Source organism: Clostridium sp. CTA-7 (assembly GCF_054768095.1).
In genome coordinates, this window is the sequence record NZ_BAAAAV010000001.1 from 384,861 (window position 1) to 400,650 (window position 15,790).

Genomic DNA, 15,790 nt, shown 5'->3' on the forward strand with positions numbered 1-15,790 from the left:
ATTTCTCATTAAATGACCTTATATAAATAAAGAGCTATATAATTGGATTCCCCTACATCCAATTATATAGCTTTTTAACTCTTTAGAGGAAATTATAAAAAGCTTACCCCGTGAATAACTTTTTATAATTTCCATCCTTCAGTTTTGAAGTTCACCTATGTAATTTTGCGATGACTTGGAGCAAAGCGACGGAATAAGCAAAATTTACATAGGTGAACTTTTTTATTAATTTAACTACCATTGCCCAGGATAAGCAATTACATTTACAGTAACAGTTCGTCTACCAAAAGCATAGCATTCAGCATCTGAATTCATATATAAATCAATTTTATTTCCTTTAATAGCTCCACCAGTATCAGAAGCTATAGCATACCCATATCCTTCTACATAAACCTTTGATCCTAATGGTATAACATTAGGGTCAACAGCAACTGTACTAATTCCATTAGGATCTCTTATAGGCTTAAGACCTGTTGCAGTAAGACCATGTCCAGTATATGCAGTTGCGTTCATAGTATGTGTAGATACTTGTCCACTGACATCTTCCACAGAATTGGAAGTAGTCGGTTTAGATTCTGCTTCAGAAGACTTTTCATTAGCTAGAGCAATTTTATCATTACCTAAATTAATTGCATCTTTAGCTAATCCTATAGAATAATCACTATTAAGTTGAGGTAACATAGCTTGCAATGTATTAACAGCATTTTGTAATTCAGAAATTGATGAAGAATCAGAGTTGATTATAGAAAGAGGGTGAGAAATTAAATTCTCTTCATTAGCCTCTATTACAGACATAATTTCATCTTTTCTAGAATTTAAACTTTGCAAAAGGTTTTCTTCTTCTTCTTTTTTAGAGTTTACTTCCGCTAAGTCACTTTGAATCGATTCTTTAAGCTTTTCTAATTCATTTTTCTTTTCTTCTATTTCTGTTGCATTTTTGTTGAGAGAATCCTTTTTTTTATTTATTTCTGAAATCATTTCTTTATCAATAGAAACAATTTTGCTCATAGCTTGTACCCTGTTGAGCATATCAAAAATATTTTCAGAAGTTATTAAATAAACTAACATACCTGTTGTCATATTACTTTTATACATTGAACGTAGACGTCCATCAAGGGTTTTTTGAGTTTTATCAATTTCTAGCTTTGCTTCTTCAATTTTATAATTAATAGTTTTTATTTCGTTGTTAGTATCTTCAATTTCAGAATTGTTTTTAGATAACTTTTCGTTAAGATTATTAATTTCACTATTTAATTTACTAATCTTAGTATCTAATTCCATTGTTTCGCTATCTAATTGTTCATATTTAATCTTATTTTCCTGGATAGTTTGGCCTTCAGTAGGGTTAGGCTCTGCAAATGCAATATAACTATTATTAAGTAAAAATAAAAAAGTCATGCATGCAGAGAATAAAGCTCTTCTTGTCAAAATATACACCTCCAATTAAACAATGCTACAATAATTGATATGTAAATAGTCATATAAGACTATAATGATATGTATTATCCTACAATAAATATTAGATCTTAGCAAGAAAAATGTAATATAATGTAATATATAACATTATATATACTAGTGCTATAATTAAGGATAAGCTTAATAAAACTTAAAATAAGTTTTATTATAAATATAAATAATAGATAAGAACTTATATCGAAAAGACATTAAATAGATTTGTATAAAACAAATTTATTTAATGTCTTTTTAATATGAATTTTTAAGATTTTAAGGTAACATTAAAATAAGTTATTAAGGTTAGGTTTTTGAAGTTCTTTTAAATGTTCTGCAGCATATCTTAATACATGAAGAGTTGCTAATGAATCTCCTTTTTCATCACTTTTAATATATAGGGAAAGCTTTAGGGATTCATTCATTAAAGAATCATAATCAACATGATTTAAATATATAGCTGGAATATCAGCTCTTTCTTCAATGAATTCTAATAATTCAACTGACTTTTCATAGGCTATATAATTTTCATTTGCCTCTAATAAATCTTCAATTTCTTGACATTTAAACATTACATCATCACAAAGTGATACAAATTTGTTATCAAGAAATAATAAGCCTGAGATCAAAGCTATAAAAAGAACTACAGAGATAATACTATTTCTCATTAATAATCCTCCTTGTCCTTATGTAGTTGATAAATAAATTTTCCTTTTGTATCTGTCATTGCAATTAAAACATCATCTATAGAGTTTATTTTATGATTCTTTAATTGCTTTTTAATCCACTCATAATTTTTACCACTAGATGTTAGAGCATTTTTGTTTACTTTTCCATCCAATACATATATAACTGGTAATAGAGGCTTAGTAGAATTATTATTTTTAGAGTTACTACTATCAGAAGTTAAAAAAGACATTTGACCATTGTTCTCTAGTATGCCGTATTCAATTTCACTTAAATCAAAATACCCAGCTAATCTAATTTCCTCCATAAGTTCATCTAAATTTATTTGTTGTCTTTTTAAAGACTCAAAATTAATTTTACCTCTAGAAATTAAAATAGAAGGTTCACCTTCTAAAATTTGTCTAGCCTTTTGGCTCTTTAATTGAATTATAGATAAAATAGTTTTTATAAATAATAAAGTGATTATAGGTATTACCCCTAGAATCAAAGGAAGCCTAGTATCTTGCATAGGTAAGGCTGCCAAGTCTGAAATCATTATTGTAATTACAAACTCATAGGGTTGTAATTCTCCTATTTGTCTTTTTCCCATTAATCTAATTACTAATATAACTAAAGCGTAAAGAAAGATAGTTCTTATTAATACTATAAACATGTTCAAACACCTCGCATGAGATATTATTTGTATAAAACTATAACTTTATTCCTATAATTTAAATAGGTAACAATACATTTTTATAGATTTTTTTAGATTCAAGTATATAATATACATATGGAAGATTCTTATAAAATAGAGAATAGAGATTAGAGAATAGTAAGTAGGTATTAGGAGGGAATTTAATGAATAATTTAAATATAAAATACAATAATAAAGACTACTTAGTAAATATGGATACTACTTATAAAGAGTTTATAGATAATTATCTGAATATTGATTCAAATAAGGTTGCTTTATGCAGACTAGATAGAGAGTATAAAGAGTTGTTTCATAAGATAGATAGAGAGGGAGTTTTAGAACTAGTAAAGTTTAATACTCCAATAGGATATAAAATTTACACTAGAACATTACAATTTATATTTATAAAAGCTGCTTTAGACCTCTATGATAATTCAATAATAACAATTGAGCATAGTCTTGGAGAAGGAGTCTTTGGTGAACTTCATAAAGAAGAGGCTTTAAATGAAAGTGATATTGAAAAGATAAAGGTAAGAATGAAGGAACTTATAGATAAAGACTTACCAATAAATAAAATAAAGGTGAAAAGGGAAAAAGCAATTGAAATTTTCAAGAGTTATGGAATGGAAGATAAGGTTTCTTTATTAAATCATGTAACCTTTGAAAATGTAAATTTATATGAGTTAGATGGAAGATATGATTACTTCTATGGACAAATGGCATATTCAACAGGAATAATAAAAGCATTTGATTTAATGTATTATGATCCAGGCTTTGTGCTAAAATATCCAAAGAAAGATGATTTAAATATAGTAGCAGAGTTTAAGGAAAATAGAAAATTATCTCAAATTTTTATAGAAACAGAAAGATGGTTAAATATACTAGGTATTGGAGAAGTAGGATCTCTAAATGATAAAGTAGAAAATAAGGAGTTAAGAGATTTAATTATGGTTTCTGAAGCTCTTCATGAAAAAAAAATAGCCCAAATAGCTGATATGATTAGTGAAAGAAAGGAAACAAAGGTAGTATTAATAGCAGGACCCAGCTCATCTGGTAAAACTACATTTGCAAATAGATTAGGAGTTCAACTTAGAGTAAATGGATATGTTCCGATGCCTATATCTTTGGATGATTATTTTGTTGATAGAGATCATACTCCAAAGGATGAAAATGGAGAATATGATTTTGAAAGTATATATTCTTTAGATTTAGATTTATTTAACTCTCATTTAGGTAGTTTATTAAAAGGAGAAGAAGTTGAAATTCCAAGTTTTAACTTTAAAAAGGGTGAAAGAGAATGGATAGGTCATAAATTGATCCTTCCAAGTAATGGAATACTTTTGATTGAAGGGATTCATGGATTAAATCCAATGCTTACAGCTTCTATTTCTGATAAGCATAAATTTAAAGTATATATATCAGCACTAACACAACTTAATTTAGATAATCATAATAGAATAGCAACAACAGATATAAGAAGAGTTAGAAGAATAGTTAGAGATTATTTATCAAGGGGTTATGGAGCAGAGCAAACGTTGAAGATGTGGCCATCTATTAGAAGAGGGGAAGAAAAGAATATTTTTGTATTCCAAGAAGAAGCAGATGTGATGTTTAATTCTACTTTAGTTTATGAACTATGTGTTTTAAAGAAATATGCTTTAGAGGAGTTAAATAAAATAGGCCAGGATAGTCCAGTTTATTTAGAAGTAAGTAGATTAAAATCATTTCTAGGTTTCTTTAAAGAAATAGATAAGGATTATGTTCCTACAAATAGTATTTTAAGAGAATTCATTGGTGGAAGTGTTTTTTATAAATATTAATAAGGGATTTTTCTAGTGAAAAATAATAGACAGTTAACATATGATTAATTGTCTGTTATTTTATACTATTTTTGGGGGGAATTTTATTGGTATTATTAAGTGACTATGGTAGGGTAATTTTAGAGGTAAATGAAGAAGAGATTATATATAAAAAACGTGTTATAAAAAAATGTGATATTAGAAGTTTATATTATGATGAGAATATCTTAGCTATACTTTGTTATAATGGCAAAGTACATTCACTAAATATGAATTCTCTTTTATTTAGTGAAAGAAAGAAGTTAGAGTACCTATATAGTGAATTAAATAAAGAAAATATGCTTTTTAATATTGATAAGAGGTATATAGGAAATACTGGACTATATTGGCTGCTATTTTTTATACCACGATATAGTAATAGTTATATATGTTTAACCTGGATTATAATTTTATCAGTACTTATATGTACATATATAATAGAGAAAAAGAAATATGTAGGTACATTTTATAATTTAGACAAGGAAGAATTTGAAGTATTAAAAAATGATAAAGTTATTAAAATAAAAAGAAAAGATGTAGAATATATAAAGATTAAAGAAATTAATTTGGGTAGCATAGTAGAAATTGTTTATAAAAAGAGCAAGTATAAAATGTTTATTAGAGAAAATGTAGATTGTAAAAAACTATATAATAAATGAGTTTTACCAATGTATAATAGTGACTAATAATTATTGAGATTTAAATTAATAAATTATAGATAATTATTAGGTTCATATATATAATAATAAATAGTTAAATTAAATTTATAACTAAAGGAGAAAAAAGCATGAGTGGCATGGGTGTTTTTGATATATTAGGACCTATAATGGTAGGGCCATCTTCATCACATACAGCAGGAGCAGCAAGGCTTGGAAAGGTTGCTCGTACAATAGCTGGAGATGAAGTAGTTGAGGTTACTTTTTTATTACATGGATCCTTTGGAAAAACCTACAAGGGACATGGAACAGATAGAGCCTTAGTAGCTGGAATAATGGGAATGGATCCATCAGATGAAAGGCTTAGAGATTCTCTTGAAATTGCAAAAGAAAAGGAAATAAAAATAGCATTTAAGGATGAAGATTTAGGAGATTATCATCCTAACACTGTTAGATTTTTAATGAAATGTAAAAATGGCAAGGAATGTGATGTCATAGGTAGTTCAATAGGCGGAGGAAATATTGAAATTGTTGAAATAAACGGAAATAAAGTTAAATTTACAGGTGCTTATGCAACTATAATAACTTCACATAGAGATATACCTGGAACTGTAGCAAAGGTTACAAATATTTTATATGATAATAAAGTTAATATTGCATTTTTAAATTTAGGTAGAAACCAAAGAGGTAAAAATGCTACTATGACATTTGAAGTTGATAGTAAAATTCCAAGTGAATTAATAGAAGAAATTAAAAAAGTTGAAGGAATAGAAAAAGTAATCCTTATTAATAAAGTTGAGGAGGGTGAATAGTTTGGATATAGCAAAGTCTGGAGAAGAACTTGTACATATATGCGAAGAAAATTCAATTTCATTAAGTGAATATGCAATTATAAGAGAAATGGAAGATAGAGATATTTCAAGAGAAGAAGTTTTCTTAAAAATGAAAAAAACTTTAGAGGTTATGAGAGTTGGAGCAGCTGAAGCTAGAGAAAAAGAGATATATTCTGTTAGTGGATTAATTGGTGGAGATGCCTATAAGTTACAAGAATATTTAAAAAAGGGAAAATCATTAACAGGAGATACAATGATATTGGCTATGGCTATGGCTCTTTCATCTTCAGAAGTTAATGCTTCTATGGGGAAAATAGTTGCTTGTCCAACAGCTGGATCTTGTGGAATTCTGCCAGCAGTAATACTAACAGCTGGAGAAAAACTTGGTAAAAATGATGAAGAGCTTATGAAGGCTTTATTTGCATCAGCAGCAGTTGGAATGATTATTGGAAGAAATGCAACATTTGCAGGAGCAGAAGGTGGGTGTCAAGCTGAATGTGGCTCAGCAGCAGCAATGGCATCAGCAGCAGTTGTAGAAATGATGGGTGGAACACCTAAAATGTCATTAGATTCAGCTGCGATAGTGTTTAAAAATATATTAGGATTAGTTTGCGATCCAGTTGCAGGTTTAGTGGAAATACCTTGTGCTAAAAGAAATTCTTCTGGAGCAATAAGTGCTTTATGCACAGCAGATTTAGTTATGGCAGGTGTAGAATCTAAAATACCTTTTGATGATGCTTTATCTGCAATGTATAAGGTAGGACGAAGTTTACCTTCATCATTAAGGGAAACAGGACTTGGAGGAGTGGCTATAACAAAAGCTGGATTAGCCTTAAAGAAAAAGGCTTTTGGAGAAAATAATTAAACTTGTTTTATACTTTAATTAGGTTAAATATTCATCTAATAATTTTAAGTGGAGAAATATAAGTTGGCGAAGATAAATAGAATATGTTTATGGAACATATCTATTTATCGTAGCCTTTATATTGGCAATTTATAAAATTTCACCATTAAGCATATCTATATATTCTTTTCCATAGTTATGCATAGATTTTAAAACAGGTATAATTTTTGTACCAATCTCAGTTAATCCATATTCAACCTTAGGAGGAACCACAGGATAAACCTTTCTATAAATCAAATTATCTTCTTCTAAACTTCTAAGCTGGTTCGTTAACATTTTTTGAGTAACGTTAGGAAGTTTTCTTTTAATATCACTAAATCTAAGTGAGCCATTACATAAATACCAAAGTATTAGTATTTTCCATTTTCCTGAAATTAGTTTGTGAACTAAAATCATTGGGCATATTTCGTGAGAATTTGTATTTTCATTTACATAACAGTCTGTATGATTTATTGAAAACTTTTCCATAAAATGTCTCCTTACTTATAACATATATTTATTAAAATTGAAACATAATAAATACATTGAATATTAATATATAGTATCTTTTTATATACTATATATAAAAAAAGTACCTACTTGAAAAAATATATCATATAATCTAATATTTATATTATAACAAAAAAGATATATATTACAAATGGTAATTATAATAGGAGGAAAAAATGAGTAAAATACTATATATAAAAGCAAATATAAAACCAGAAGGTGAATCAAGAACATTTAAAGTTTCAGATAGTTTTATTGAGGAATATAAAAAAAATAATCCAAATGATGAAATTACAGTATTAGATTTATATAAGGAAAAAATTGATTTCTTAAGACCAGAAGATTTACAAGCAGTATTTGGAGAAAAAACTGAAGAAAGCAAAAATCATCCAATATTAAAATATGCATATCAAATGGCTGAGGCTGACAAAGTTATTATAGCAGCTCCTATGTGGAATTTAGGAGCACCAGCTATAGTTAAAGCTTATTTTGATTATGTAAGTGTAACAGGAATAACTTTTAAATACACTGCAGAAGGTCCAGTTGGAATATGTAAGGCTGATAAGGCTCTTATAGTTTCAGGAAGAGGTGGAGATTATACAAATTCAGTAACTTCACAATTTGAAATGGGAGAAAGATATTTAAGAACAATTTTAGCTTTCTTTGGAATAAAAGATATTAAGAGCCTTGCTGCTGAAAGTCTTGATGTATATGGAATGGATGTTGAAAAGATACTTTCAGATACAATTTCAGAAGCAAAAGAAATAGCAAAAGAATTTTAGAATTAATAAGAAATATTAAGATTAAATAATATAAATTAAAATCATCACCATAAATTATATTCAAGCTATGAATAGTATAAATTTAAAAGTAAATAATAACTTTGTAAGGTGGTGATTTAAATGGATAAGAATCCAAACATAAAGTGCACAGTAGGACAATGTAAGTACAATAATACAAATGAAAGTTATTGTACATTAACAATGATTGAAGTTGGAACACATGAAAAGAATCCGACTCAAGTACAATGCACAGATTGCAATTCTTTTGAATTAAGATAGTAATTAAACTTGATAATTTAGAATTGAAATTAGATAATGAATAAAATAATTCATTATAAAAGAATTAATAAAAAGATAGAGAAACTTATACTTTCTCTATCTTTTTATCGTTAAAAATTATTTGCAGATAATGAATTAAAATAGTCCACTTCTAAATTAATTGGATAAGAACAAAATATATAGGTAAAAATAATACTTGATATCAAATAAAATACAGGTGTTATTAAGTTTATAGTTAACATTTTGTAGAAATCCTTTTAGGAGGAACTATGAAAGAATTAGAAGATATTATTAAAGTATTATTTCAAATAAGTATAAGCAAATATTTAATTGCAGTTATAGTTATAGTTTTAGCAATAACTATAAATAAATATATAGTAGATAATATATTTACCCATATTATTAGACTAGCAAAAAAGACTAAAAATTTTGCTGATGATAGCCTTGTTAGGGCTTTAGAAAAGCCAACTAAACTATATATAATACTATATTCTTTATATTTATCTTTGAGAATTATAGATTTTGATGGATTAAATGTAAATACAGTTACAAGTGATAGATTAAAAATGGTATTTGTAGTTATAGTTGCCTGTTATTTTTTATATAACTTAACATTAGAAAATTCGCTTTTATATACAAGAATGCATAGAGGTGATGGAGGAAATACTATAGTCTTCCCTTTTATTTCTATAATAATAAGATTAATTATCGTTGTTATTGGAATAAGCTGCATAGCTAGAGAATTTGGATTTACAGGATTTATAGCAGGGCTTGGAATTAGCGGTATAGCCTTTGCTTTAATGGCACAAGACGCTTTTTCTAATTTATTTGGAGGAATGATAATAGTATTAGATAGACCTTTTGCAATAGGTGATTGGATACAAACCTCTCAAGTTGAAGGAATAGTAGAAGATATAACCTTTAGAAGTACAAAAATTAGAACATTTTCTATGGCAGTTGCAACTGTACCTAATTCTAAATTAGCAAATGAAAATATTATAAATTGGACACAAAGAAAATTAAGAAGAATACATTTTAAATTCACAATAAAATTTGATACAGAAGTAGAAAAAATTGAAGGCATTATAAATGAAATAGAAAATTTGCTTAAAGAACATGAAAAAATAGATAAGGATTTAATTATAGTGAGCTTTAATGAATTATCTACTTATGGTTTTGGGATTTTTGTTTATTTTTATACAAATGAATTAAACTACACTTGTTATGAAAAACTTAAAGAAGAGATAAATATTAAAATATTGAAGATACTTCGAGACAAAGAAGTCGAATTAATGTTTGTTACATTTAATTTTGGAAATGGACTTGAGCATAGAGGTTCAAATTGTGAGACAGAGTGTACAGAATTAGAATCAATAAGAAATATAACTGAAGAAGAACGTGGAAAATAGATAGGAAATCCTATCTATTCTTTTCTTACCTTCAGCATCTAAGTGGACATATGTAAGTTTGCGTTGATTTGGAGCGGAGCGACGGAATAAGTAAATTTACATATGTCCACTTTTTTATATAAATTTAGTGTTATAATTTAATTATTAAGTAAATTATAATTAAAAATGGTACTTTTAAATAATATATATGAGGTGTTTATATGGAAATAAATGATAAAAAACTTACACAATTATCAACACGATGCGGATGTGGAGGTAAATTTACCCCAGATGGATTAGCAAAGGTTTTGTGTCATATAGAAGCAAAGGAAGAAGATAGGGATCCAAATTTAATCGTTGGATTTGATAAATCAGATGATGCTGGTGTCTATAAATTATCAGAAGATTTAGCGTTAGTACAAACAGTAGATTTTTTTACACCAGTTGCAAATGATCCTTATACCTTTGGGCAAATTGCTGCAACTAATGCTTTAAGTGATGTTTATGCAATGGGCGGAAAGCCATTAACTGCATTAAACTTAGCTTGCTTTTCAGCAACTATAGGACCAGAAATATTAGCTGAAATATTAAAGGGTGGAGCAGACAAAATAAGAGAAGCAGGAGCAACTATAGCAGGAGGCCATACTATTACAGATGAAGAAATAAAATATGGAGTATCAGTTACAGGAATAGTTGACCCAAAAAAAGTAATAACAAATTCAGGGGCTAAAGATGGAGATGTGCTTATATTAACTAAGCCAATAGGGTCAGGGGTCTTAACTACAGCTTTAAAAATAGAATTTATTACTGATGAAGAATTTTTAGAAGCTGCAAAAGTAATGTCAACACTGAATAAGATAGCTTCAGAAGAAATGCAAAAGATAGGAGTTCATTCCTGTACAGACATAACAGGTTTTGGGTTTATTGGACATGCTTACGAAATGGCAAATGGTAGTGATGTTCAGTTAGAGATAGATAGCAAAGAAGTTCCAGTAATGAATAAAGTAATAGATTTAATAAAGGAATATTGCCTTCCAAGTGGAGCATATTCTAATGAAAAATATTTTGAAAAATGGGTGGACTTCCATGATGAGATTTCAGAGCAAGTAAGGTTATCTCTTTTTGATCCTCAAACATCAGGGGGATTATTAATTTCAGTTGAAGAAAGCAAGGCTGGAGAATTATTAAAAAATATAAATGATAGAAGTGAGATAAAAGCTAAAATAATAGGAAAAGTGGTTAAAAAAGAAACTAATAAAAATATAATTACTATATCATAATTAGAGCAGGTGAAGTTGTATAGCTTCACTTATTTTAATTTTTAAGTATCTTCAGTAAATCTTAAGTAAATATTTACATATGAATTATATAACAAATATACTATTTATTATATAATTATATTATGTAGAATATGTAAGAAGAAAAGCTATATAAAATATCTAGTTATTAACTTAAATATAAAGGAGATAGAATCAATTGAACTTAAGTGAAATTTTAAATTTAAAAAGAAATTCTTTAGTTTCAATAGTAGGTTCTGGTGGTAAAACTACATTAATGTATTTGTTAGCAAATGAACTTAAATCAAATAATAAAGTATTAGTTTCAACTACAACAAGGATATATGCTCCAAATAAAGAAGAAGTAGATTATATGGCTATAGGAAAAGATAATTATAATAATATTAAGGAGTTAAATTCTAATGGAATATATGCATATGGAACATGCATAAATGATGAAAATAAGCTTATAGGCATAAGCAAAGAAGATTTAAATATATGCATAAATGATTTTCCATATATAATAGTAGAAGCTGATGGATCTAAGAAAAAATCCATAAAAGGATGGAATGAAAAAGAACCAGTAATTTGTGATAAAACTGATATAACTATAGGTATAATGAGCTTTAAATCACTAGGAATGATAATAAATGATGAGAACGTTCATAGAGTAACTGAATTTAATAAACTTACAGATAGCTATTTAGGAGAAATAATAGGTATAAGGCATTTTATACGAGTTATATTCGGAGAAAATGGGTTATTTAAAAATTCTAAGGGGGAAAAAGTACTATTCTTAAATAGAATAGAAGAAGGAGTTGATACAGATATTCTTAAAGATCTCCTTGAGGAGATTAAGAAAAATAATAATAAGTACAAGCTTTTGGATAAAATAATATTTGGAAGTTTGAAAAATGAGCTCTATAGATATATTGAGTTCTAAAGCGAAATATAAGAAAGATGAGGTTTTTAAACTATGGAATTAGGGAAAATAGTAGTAAGAGGTGGAGGCGATATAGCTTCTGGAACTATACAAAAACTTTATAGGAGTGGGTTTAAAGTATTAGTTTTAGAAACAGAAAAACCAACAGCTATAAGGAGAAATGTTTCATTTAGTGATGCTATTTATAATGGAGAAACTATAGTTGAAGGGATAAGAGCTATACGTGTTAAGAATTTAGATGAAGTAAATGAAGCATTTAAAAATAATATTATTCCTATAATAGTAGATAGCAAAGGAGAATTTATAGAAAAAATTAAGCCATTAGCAGTTGTTGATGCAATATTAGCTAAAAAAAATATTGGAACTAATAAAAATATGGCACCAATAACAATAGCATTAGGACCAGGCTTTAATGCAGGTGTAGATGTAGACATAGTAATTGAAACAATGAGAGGACATAATTTAGGAAGATTAATCTTTGAAGGGTATGCTAAAGAGAATACTGGAATCCCGGGAGAAATTGGTGGATATTCTAAAGAAAGAGTAATATATAGTGAATGTGAGGGTATTATAAGAAATTTGAAGTTTATAGGTGACATAGTAAAAAAAGGTGAAGTATTAGCAACAATAAATGAAAAGGAAGTATTAGCACCTATAGATGGTTTACTTAGAGGTCTAATTAAAGATGGTACTAACGTTCATTTAGGACTAAAAATAGGGGATATAGATCCAAGATTAAAAGAGGTAGAAAATTATACCACAATATCTGATAAAGCAAGAAATATTGGGGGGGGAGTGCTAGAGGCCATACTAATAACAAAAAAAATAAAAGGTTTATAGGAGGGTTAATTATGGATGAAGAACTATTCATTGAGATTTATGGAAGACTTAAAAAGGGCGAAAGTGTTGCATTAGCGATATTAACGGAAGATATAGGTTCATCACCTAGAAAACATGGATCTTCAATGGCAGTGTTTAGTAATGGAGAAACTTTGGGATCTGTAGGTGGTGGAAAAGTTGAACTTGCTATAATTAATAAGGCTAAAGAAGCTATAGAGAAAGGAGAAAGTACAAGCTTTCAATATAGTTTAAATGAAAGTGACTTAGGAATGCAATGTGGCGGAAGCGTTAAAGGATATATAAAAGTATTTATGCCTAAAAAAAGACTTATAATAGTTGGTGGAGGACATATAGGAGAAAAACTTAATAGCATAGCTAAGATTTTGAATTTTTATACAGTAGTTTTTGATGATAGAGAAGAGTATAAAAATGATGAAAGACTTAAAGAAGCAGATGAAATAATAACTGGAAACATAGAAGAATCATTAGGATGCTACAATATAAACAAAGAGGATTATGTTGTTATAGTTACAAGAGGACATCAAACTGATAAAGAGGCTTTAAAAAGTGTTGTTACAAGAGATGCTGCTTATATAGGAATGATAGGAAGTGTAAAAAAGATTAAGCATATAATGAATGAGCTTATAGATGAAGGTATTCCTGAAAAAAGACTTAAAGAGGTATATGCTCCAACTGGATTAGACATAGCATCAAGTTTACCAGAAGAAATTGCTTTAGGGATATTAAGTGAGATAATTCTTATAAAAAATAAAGGCTCATTAAATCATAAAAATGATACAAAAAAAATTTGGGATTAAGTAAAAATAAAGTTTAGACGTAGGGTTATTATAGTACTTATAGAGGAAATACGTATTCTATAAGACAAGGAGGAACATATGAGGGTTATAAATGTAAGAGATGCTGTTGGTCAAAAATTATGTCATGATATTACAAAAATAGTTCCAGGTGAATTTAAAGGAAGATTGTTTAAAAAAGGTCACATAATTAAAGAAGAGGATATAGAAGAACTTTTATCAGTAGGAAAGGATCATATCTATATATGGAATGATGAAGAAGACTTGGTTCATGAAAATGAGGCAGCAGAAATTCTTAAGGAAATATCAGCAGGATGTGGACTAAGCTTTTCAGAAGTTAAAGAAGGAAAGATAGAATTTTTTGCAGATATAGATGGGTTACTAAAAATAGACTTAGATTCACTTATAAAATTAAATTCTATAGATGAAATTATATTGTCTACTATAAATAATAACAAAGTTGTTAAAAAAGGAGATAAAATTGCCGCAACTAAGGTTATTCCATTAGCAATAAAGAAAGAAAAATTAATTGAAGCAGCAAATTTAATAAAGGAAAAAATAATAAATATTTATCCAATAAAATCTAAGAAAGTTGCAATAGTGACCACAGGAAATGAAGTTTATTATGGAAGAATAAAGGATGCTTTTAAAGAAGTTATTGAGAAAAAACTATATCCATACAATTGTGAGATTATTGGACAATCTATATTGCCAGATGACACAGAAAAGATAAAAGAATCTATTGAATATTGGATTAACAATGGAGCGGAAATGATTTTGTGTACAGGTGGTATGTCTGTAGATGCTGATGATTTAACTCCTAAAGCAATTAAAGAAGTAGGAGCTGAAATTATATCTTACGGAACTCCTATTTTCCCAGGGGCTATGTTCTTGATTTCTTACAAAGGAGATATGCCAATACTAGGTCTTCCTGGAGGTGTTATATTCTCAAAGAGCACTACTTTTGATGTTCTTTTACCAAGGATATTGGCAGGAGAAAAGCTTACTAAGAGTGATATAGTAGCTTATAGCCATGGAGGCTTATGCATTACTAATGAATACGCAAATAATATATATTAAGTTAAAATAGGATATTATAATTCAAAAGAGTATAAGGTTTAGTTCATAAAATCTTTGGAGGTGAGTACAATGCTTGATAAATGGGGAAGAAATATAGATTATTTAAAAATATCCATAAATGATAGATGTAATCTAAATTGTATACATTGCGTTCCAAAGGAAGATATAAGTTATACAAAAAAAGATGAACTATTAACTGTAGATGAAATAGTTAAAATTGTTCAAATATCTTCGAATTTGGGAATTACTAAGATAGGAATTACAGGAGAAGAACCACTTTTAGTAGAAGAAATTGAAGACTTAATATACAGAATAAAGAATGTTAAAGATATTAAACAAGTTTGTATAAATACCAAGGGTGCTTTCCTTTATGAAAAATTAGATTCTTTAGCAGAAGTAGGATTAGATGGAATTAACATAAAACTAGAGACGTTAAAATGTAATACCTGTAATGAAATAAGAAATTGCAATTTAACAGGTGTACTTAAAGGAATTAATAAGGCTCTAGAAAAGGGGATAGAAGTAAAAATAAATTCTATAAATTTAAAGGAATATAATGATATAATGAATTTTATTAAAACAAGTGAAAATTCAACTGGAAAAATAGGATTCACTAGTCCATTTAATCATTTAGATTGCAAAGATTGTAATAGGATTAAAATAACAGCAGATGGAATTATAAAGCAGTGTCTGTTTTTTAATTCTCCAGTTAGTATAAAGAAATTAATTAGAGAAGGCATATATGATGAAGATTTAGAAAATATGTTAAAAGTTTTAATATATAATAAGCCTTATAATAAACACTGTGTAGAAAAAAATATGAATCAAATAAGTAGAAAATAGTATAAGCAAAAATA

At 27.8% G+C, this 15,790-nt stretch carries 17 protein-coding genes; 13 read left to right on the forward strand and 4 right to left on the reverse strand.

The genetic code is table 11. From position 1 onward, the window contains the following. Positions 1 to 234 precede the first annotated feature (234 nt). From ACYUEX_RS01630 to ACYUEX_RS01640, 3 genes are all read right to left on the reverse strand, one after another. Entirely contained in the window at positions 235 to 1,428 is a 1,194-nt protein-coding gene (locus tag ACYUEX_RS01630) for a 3D domain-containing protein (protein WP_460286277.1), read from the reverse strand. 308 nt (positions 1,429 to 1,736) lie between these two features. Then, entirely contained in the window at positions 1,737 to 2,117 is a 381-nt protein-coding gene (locus tag ACYUEX_RS01635; protein ID WP_411169952.1) for a DUF4363 family protein, read from the reverse strand. After that, positions 2,117 to 2,788 carry a DUF421 domain-containing protein gene (locus ACYUEX_RS01640; RefSeq protein WP_411169953.1) on the reverse strand — a complete coding sequence of 224 codons (672 nt, stop codon included), beginning with the start codon at positions 2,786 to 2,788 and terminating at the stop codon, positions 2,117 to 2,119. Before ACYUEX_RS01640 ends, ACYUEX_RS01635 begins: the two co-directional genes overlap by 1 nt. Before the next feature lie 185 nt (positions 2,789 to 2,973). Between ACYUEX_RS01640 and ACYUEX_RS01645 the strand changes: the two genes are divergently transcribed. From ACYUEX_RS01645 to sdaAA, 4 genes are all read left to right on the forward strand, one after another. Further along, positions 2,974 to 4,629, forward strand: coding sequence for a nucleoside kinase (locus ACYUEX_RS01645; RefSeq protein ID WP_460286278.1), 1,656 nt, complete (start codon positions 2,974 to 2,976; stop codon positions 4,627 to 4,629). A gap of 86 nt (positions 4,630 to 4,715) precedes the next feature. Then, a complete protein-coding gene (locus tag ACYUEX_RS01650) occupies positions 4,716 to 5,306 on the forward strand; it encodes a hypothetical protein (protein WP_460286279.1) in 591 nt (196 codons plus the stop codon). A 128-nt stretch (positions 5,307 to 5,434) separates the two neighbouring features. Further along, entirely contained in the window at positions 5,435 to 6,115 is a 681-nt protein-coding gene (gene sdaAB / locus ACYUEX_RS01655) for an L-serine ammonia-lyase, iron-sulfur-dependent subunit beta (protein WP_411169956.1), read from the forward strand. A 1-nt stretch (position 6,116) separates the two neighbouring features. Then, complete coding sequence (gene sdaAA / locus ACYUEX_RS01660; protein ID WP_460286280.1) at positions 6,117 to 7,001, forward strand: L-serine ammonia-lyase, iron-sulfur-dependent, subunit alpha; 885 nt, start codon at positions 6,117 to 6,119, stop codon at positions 6,999 to 7,001. Between the two features lie 129 nt (positions 7,002 to 7,130). Here the strand turns inward: sdaAA and ACYUEX_RS01665 are convergent, their stop codons facing one another. Beyond that, on the reverse strand, positions 7,131 to 7,508 hold the full coding sequence (locus ACYUEX_RS01665; RefSeq protein ID WP_411169958.1) for a winged helix-turn-helix transcriptional regulator: 378 nt from the start codon (positions 7,506 to 7,508) through the stop codon (positions 7,131 to 7,133). 197 nt (positions 7,509 to 7,705) lie between these two features. Between ACYUEX_RS01665 and ACYUEX_RS01670 the strand changes: the two genes are divergently transcribed. From ACYUEX_RS01670 to ACYUEX_RS01710, 9 genes are all read left to right on the forward strand, one after another. Beyond that, entirely contained in the window at positions 7,706 to 8,311 is a 606-nt protein-coding gene (locus ACYUEX_RS01670) for an FMN-dependent NADH-azoreductase (protein ID WP_460286281.1), read from the forward strand. Between the two features lie 120 nt (positions 8,312 to 8,431). Next, positions 8,432 to 8,590 carry a DUF1540 domain-containing protein gene (locus ACYUEX_RS01675; protein ID WP_460286282.1) on the forward strand — a complete coding sequence of 53 codons (159 nt, stop codon included), beginning with the start codon at positions 8,432 to 8,434 and terminating at the stop codon, positions 8,588 to 8,590. A 269-nt stretch (positions 8,591 to 8,859) separates the two neighbouring features. Then, the gene (locus tag ACYUEX_RS01680) at positions 8,860 to 9,999 is read left to right on the forward strand and encodes a mechanosensitive ion channel family protein (RefSeq protein WP_460286283.1); all 1,140 of its coding nucleotides are present in this window, start codon (positions 8,860 to 8,862) and stop codon (positions 9,997 to 9,999) included. Between the two features lie 200 nt (positions 10,000 to 10,199). Further along, positions 10,200 to 11,258: a selenide, water dikinase SelD gene (gene selD, locus ACYUEX_RS01685; RefSeq protein ID WP_460286284.1), complete on the forward strand. Its 1,059-nt coding sequence runs from the start codon at positions 10,200 to 10,202 to the stop codon at positions 11,256 to 11,258. A gap of 196 nt (positions 11,259 to 11,454) precedes the next feature. Next, positions 11,455 to 12,198, forward strand: a complete 744-nt coding sequence (yqeC, locus tag ACYUEX_RS01690) for a selenium cofactor biosynthesis protein YqeC (protein ID WP_460286285.1) — start codon at positions 11,455 to 11,457, stop codon at positions 12,196 to 12,198. A 33-nt stretch (positions 12,199 to 12,231) separates the two neighbouring features. After that, positions 12,232 to 13,038: a selenium-dependent molybdenum cofactor biosynthesis protein YqeB gene (gene yqeB, locus ACYUEX_RS01695; protein WP_460286286.1), complete on the forward strand. Its 807-nt coding sequence runs from the start codon at positions 12,232 to 12,234 to the stop codon at positions 13,036 to 13,038. A gap of 11 nt (positions 13,039 to 13,049) precedes the next feature. Further along, positions 13,050 to 13,856: an XdhC family protein gene (locus ACYUEX_RS01700; protein WP_460286287.1), complete on the forward strand. Its 807-nt coding sequence runs from the start codon at positions 13,050 to 13,052 to the stop codon at positions 13,854 to 13,856. A 78-nt stretch (positions 13,857 to 13,934) separates the two neighbouring features. Continuing rightward, positions 13,935 to 14,933 carry a molybdopterin-binding protein gene (locus ACYUEX_RS01705; RefSeq protein ID WP_460286288.1) on the forward strand — a complete coding sequence of 333 codons (999 nt, stop codon included), beginning with the start codon at positions 13,935 to 13,937 and terminating at the stop codon, positions 14,931 to 14,933. A 69-nt stretch (positions 14,934 to 15,002) separates the two neighbouring features. Beyond that, positions 15,003 to 15,776, forward strand: a complete 774-nt coding sequence (locus ACYUEX_RS01710) for a radical SAM protein (protein WP_460286289.1) — start codon at positions 15,003 to 15,005, stop codon at positions 15,774 to 15,776. The last annotated feature ends 14 nt before the right edge of the window (positions 15,777 to 15,790 follow it).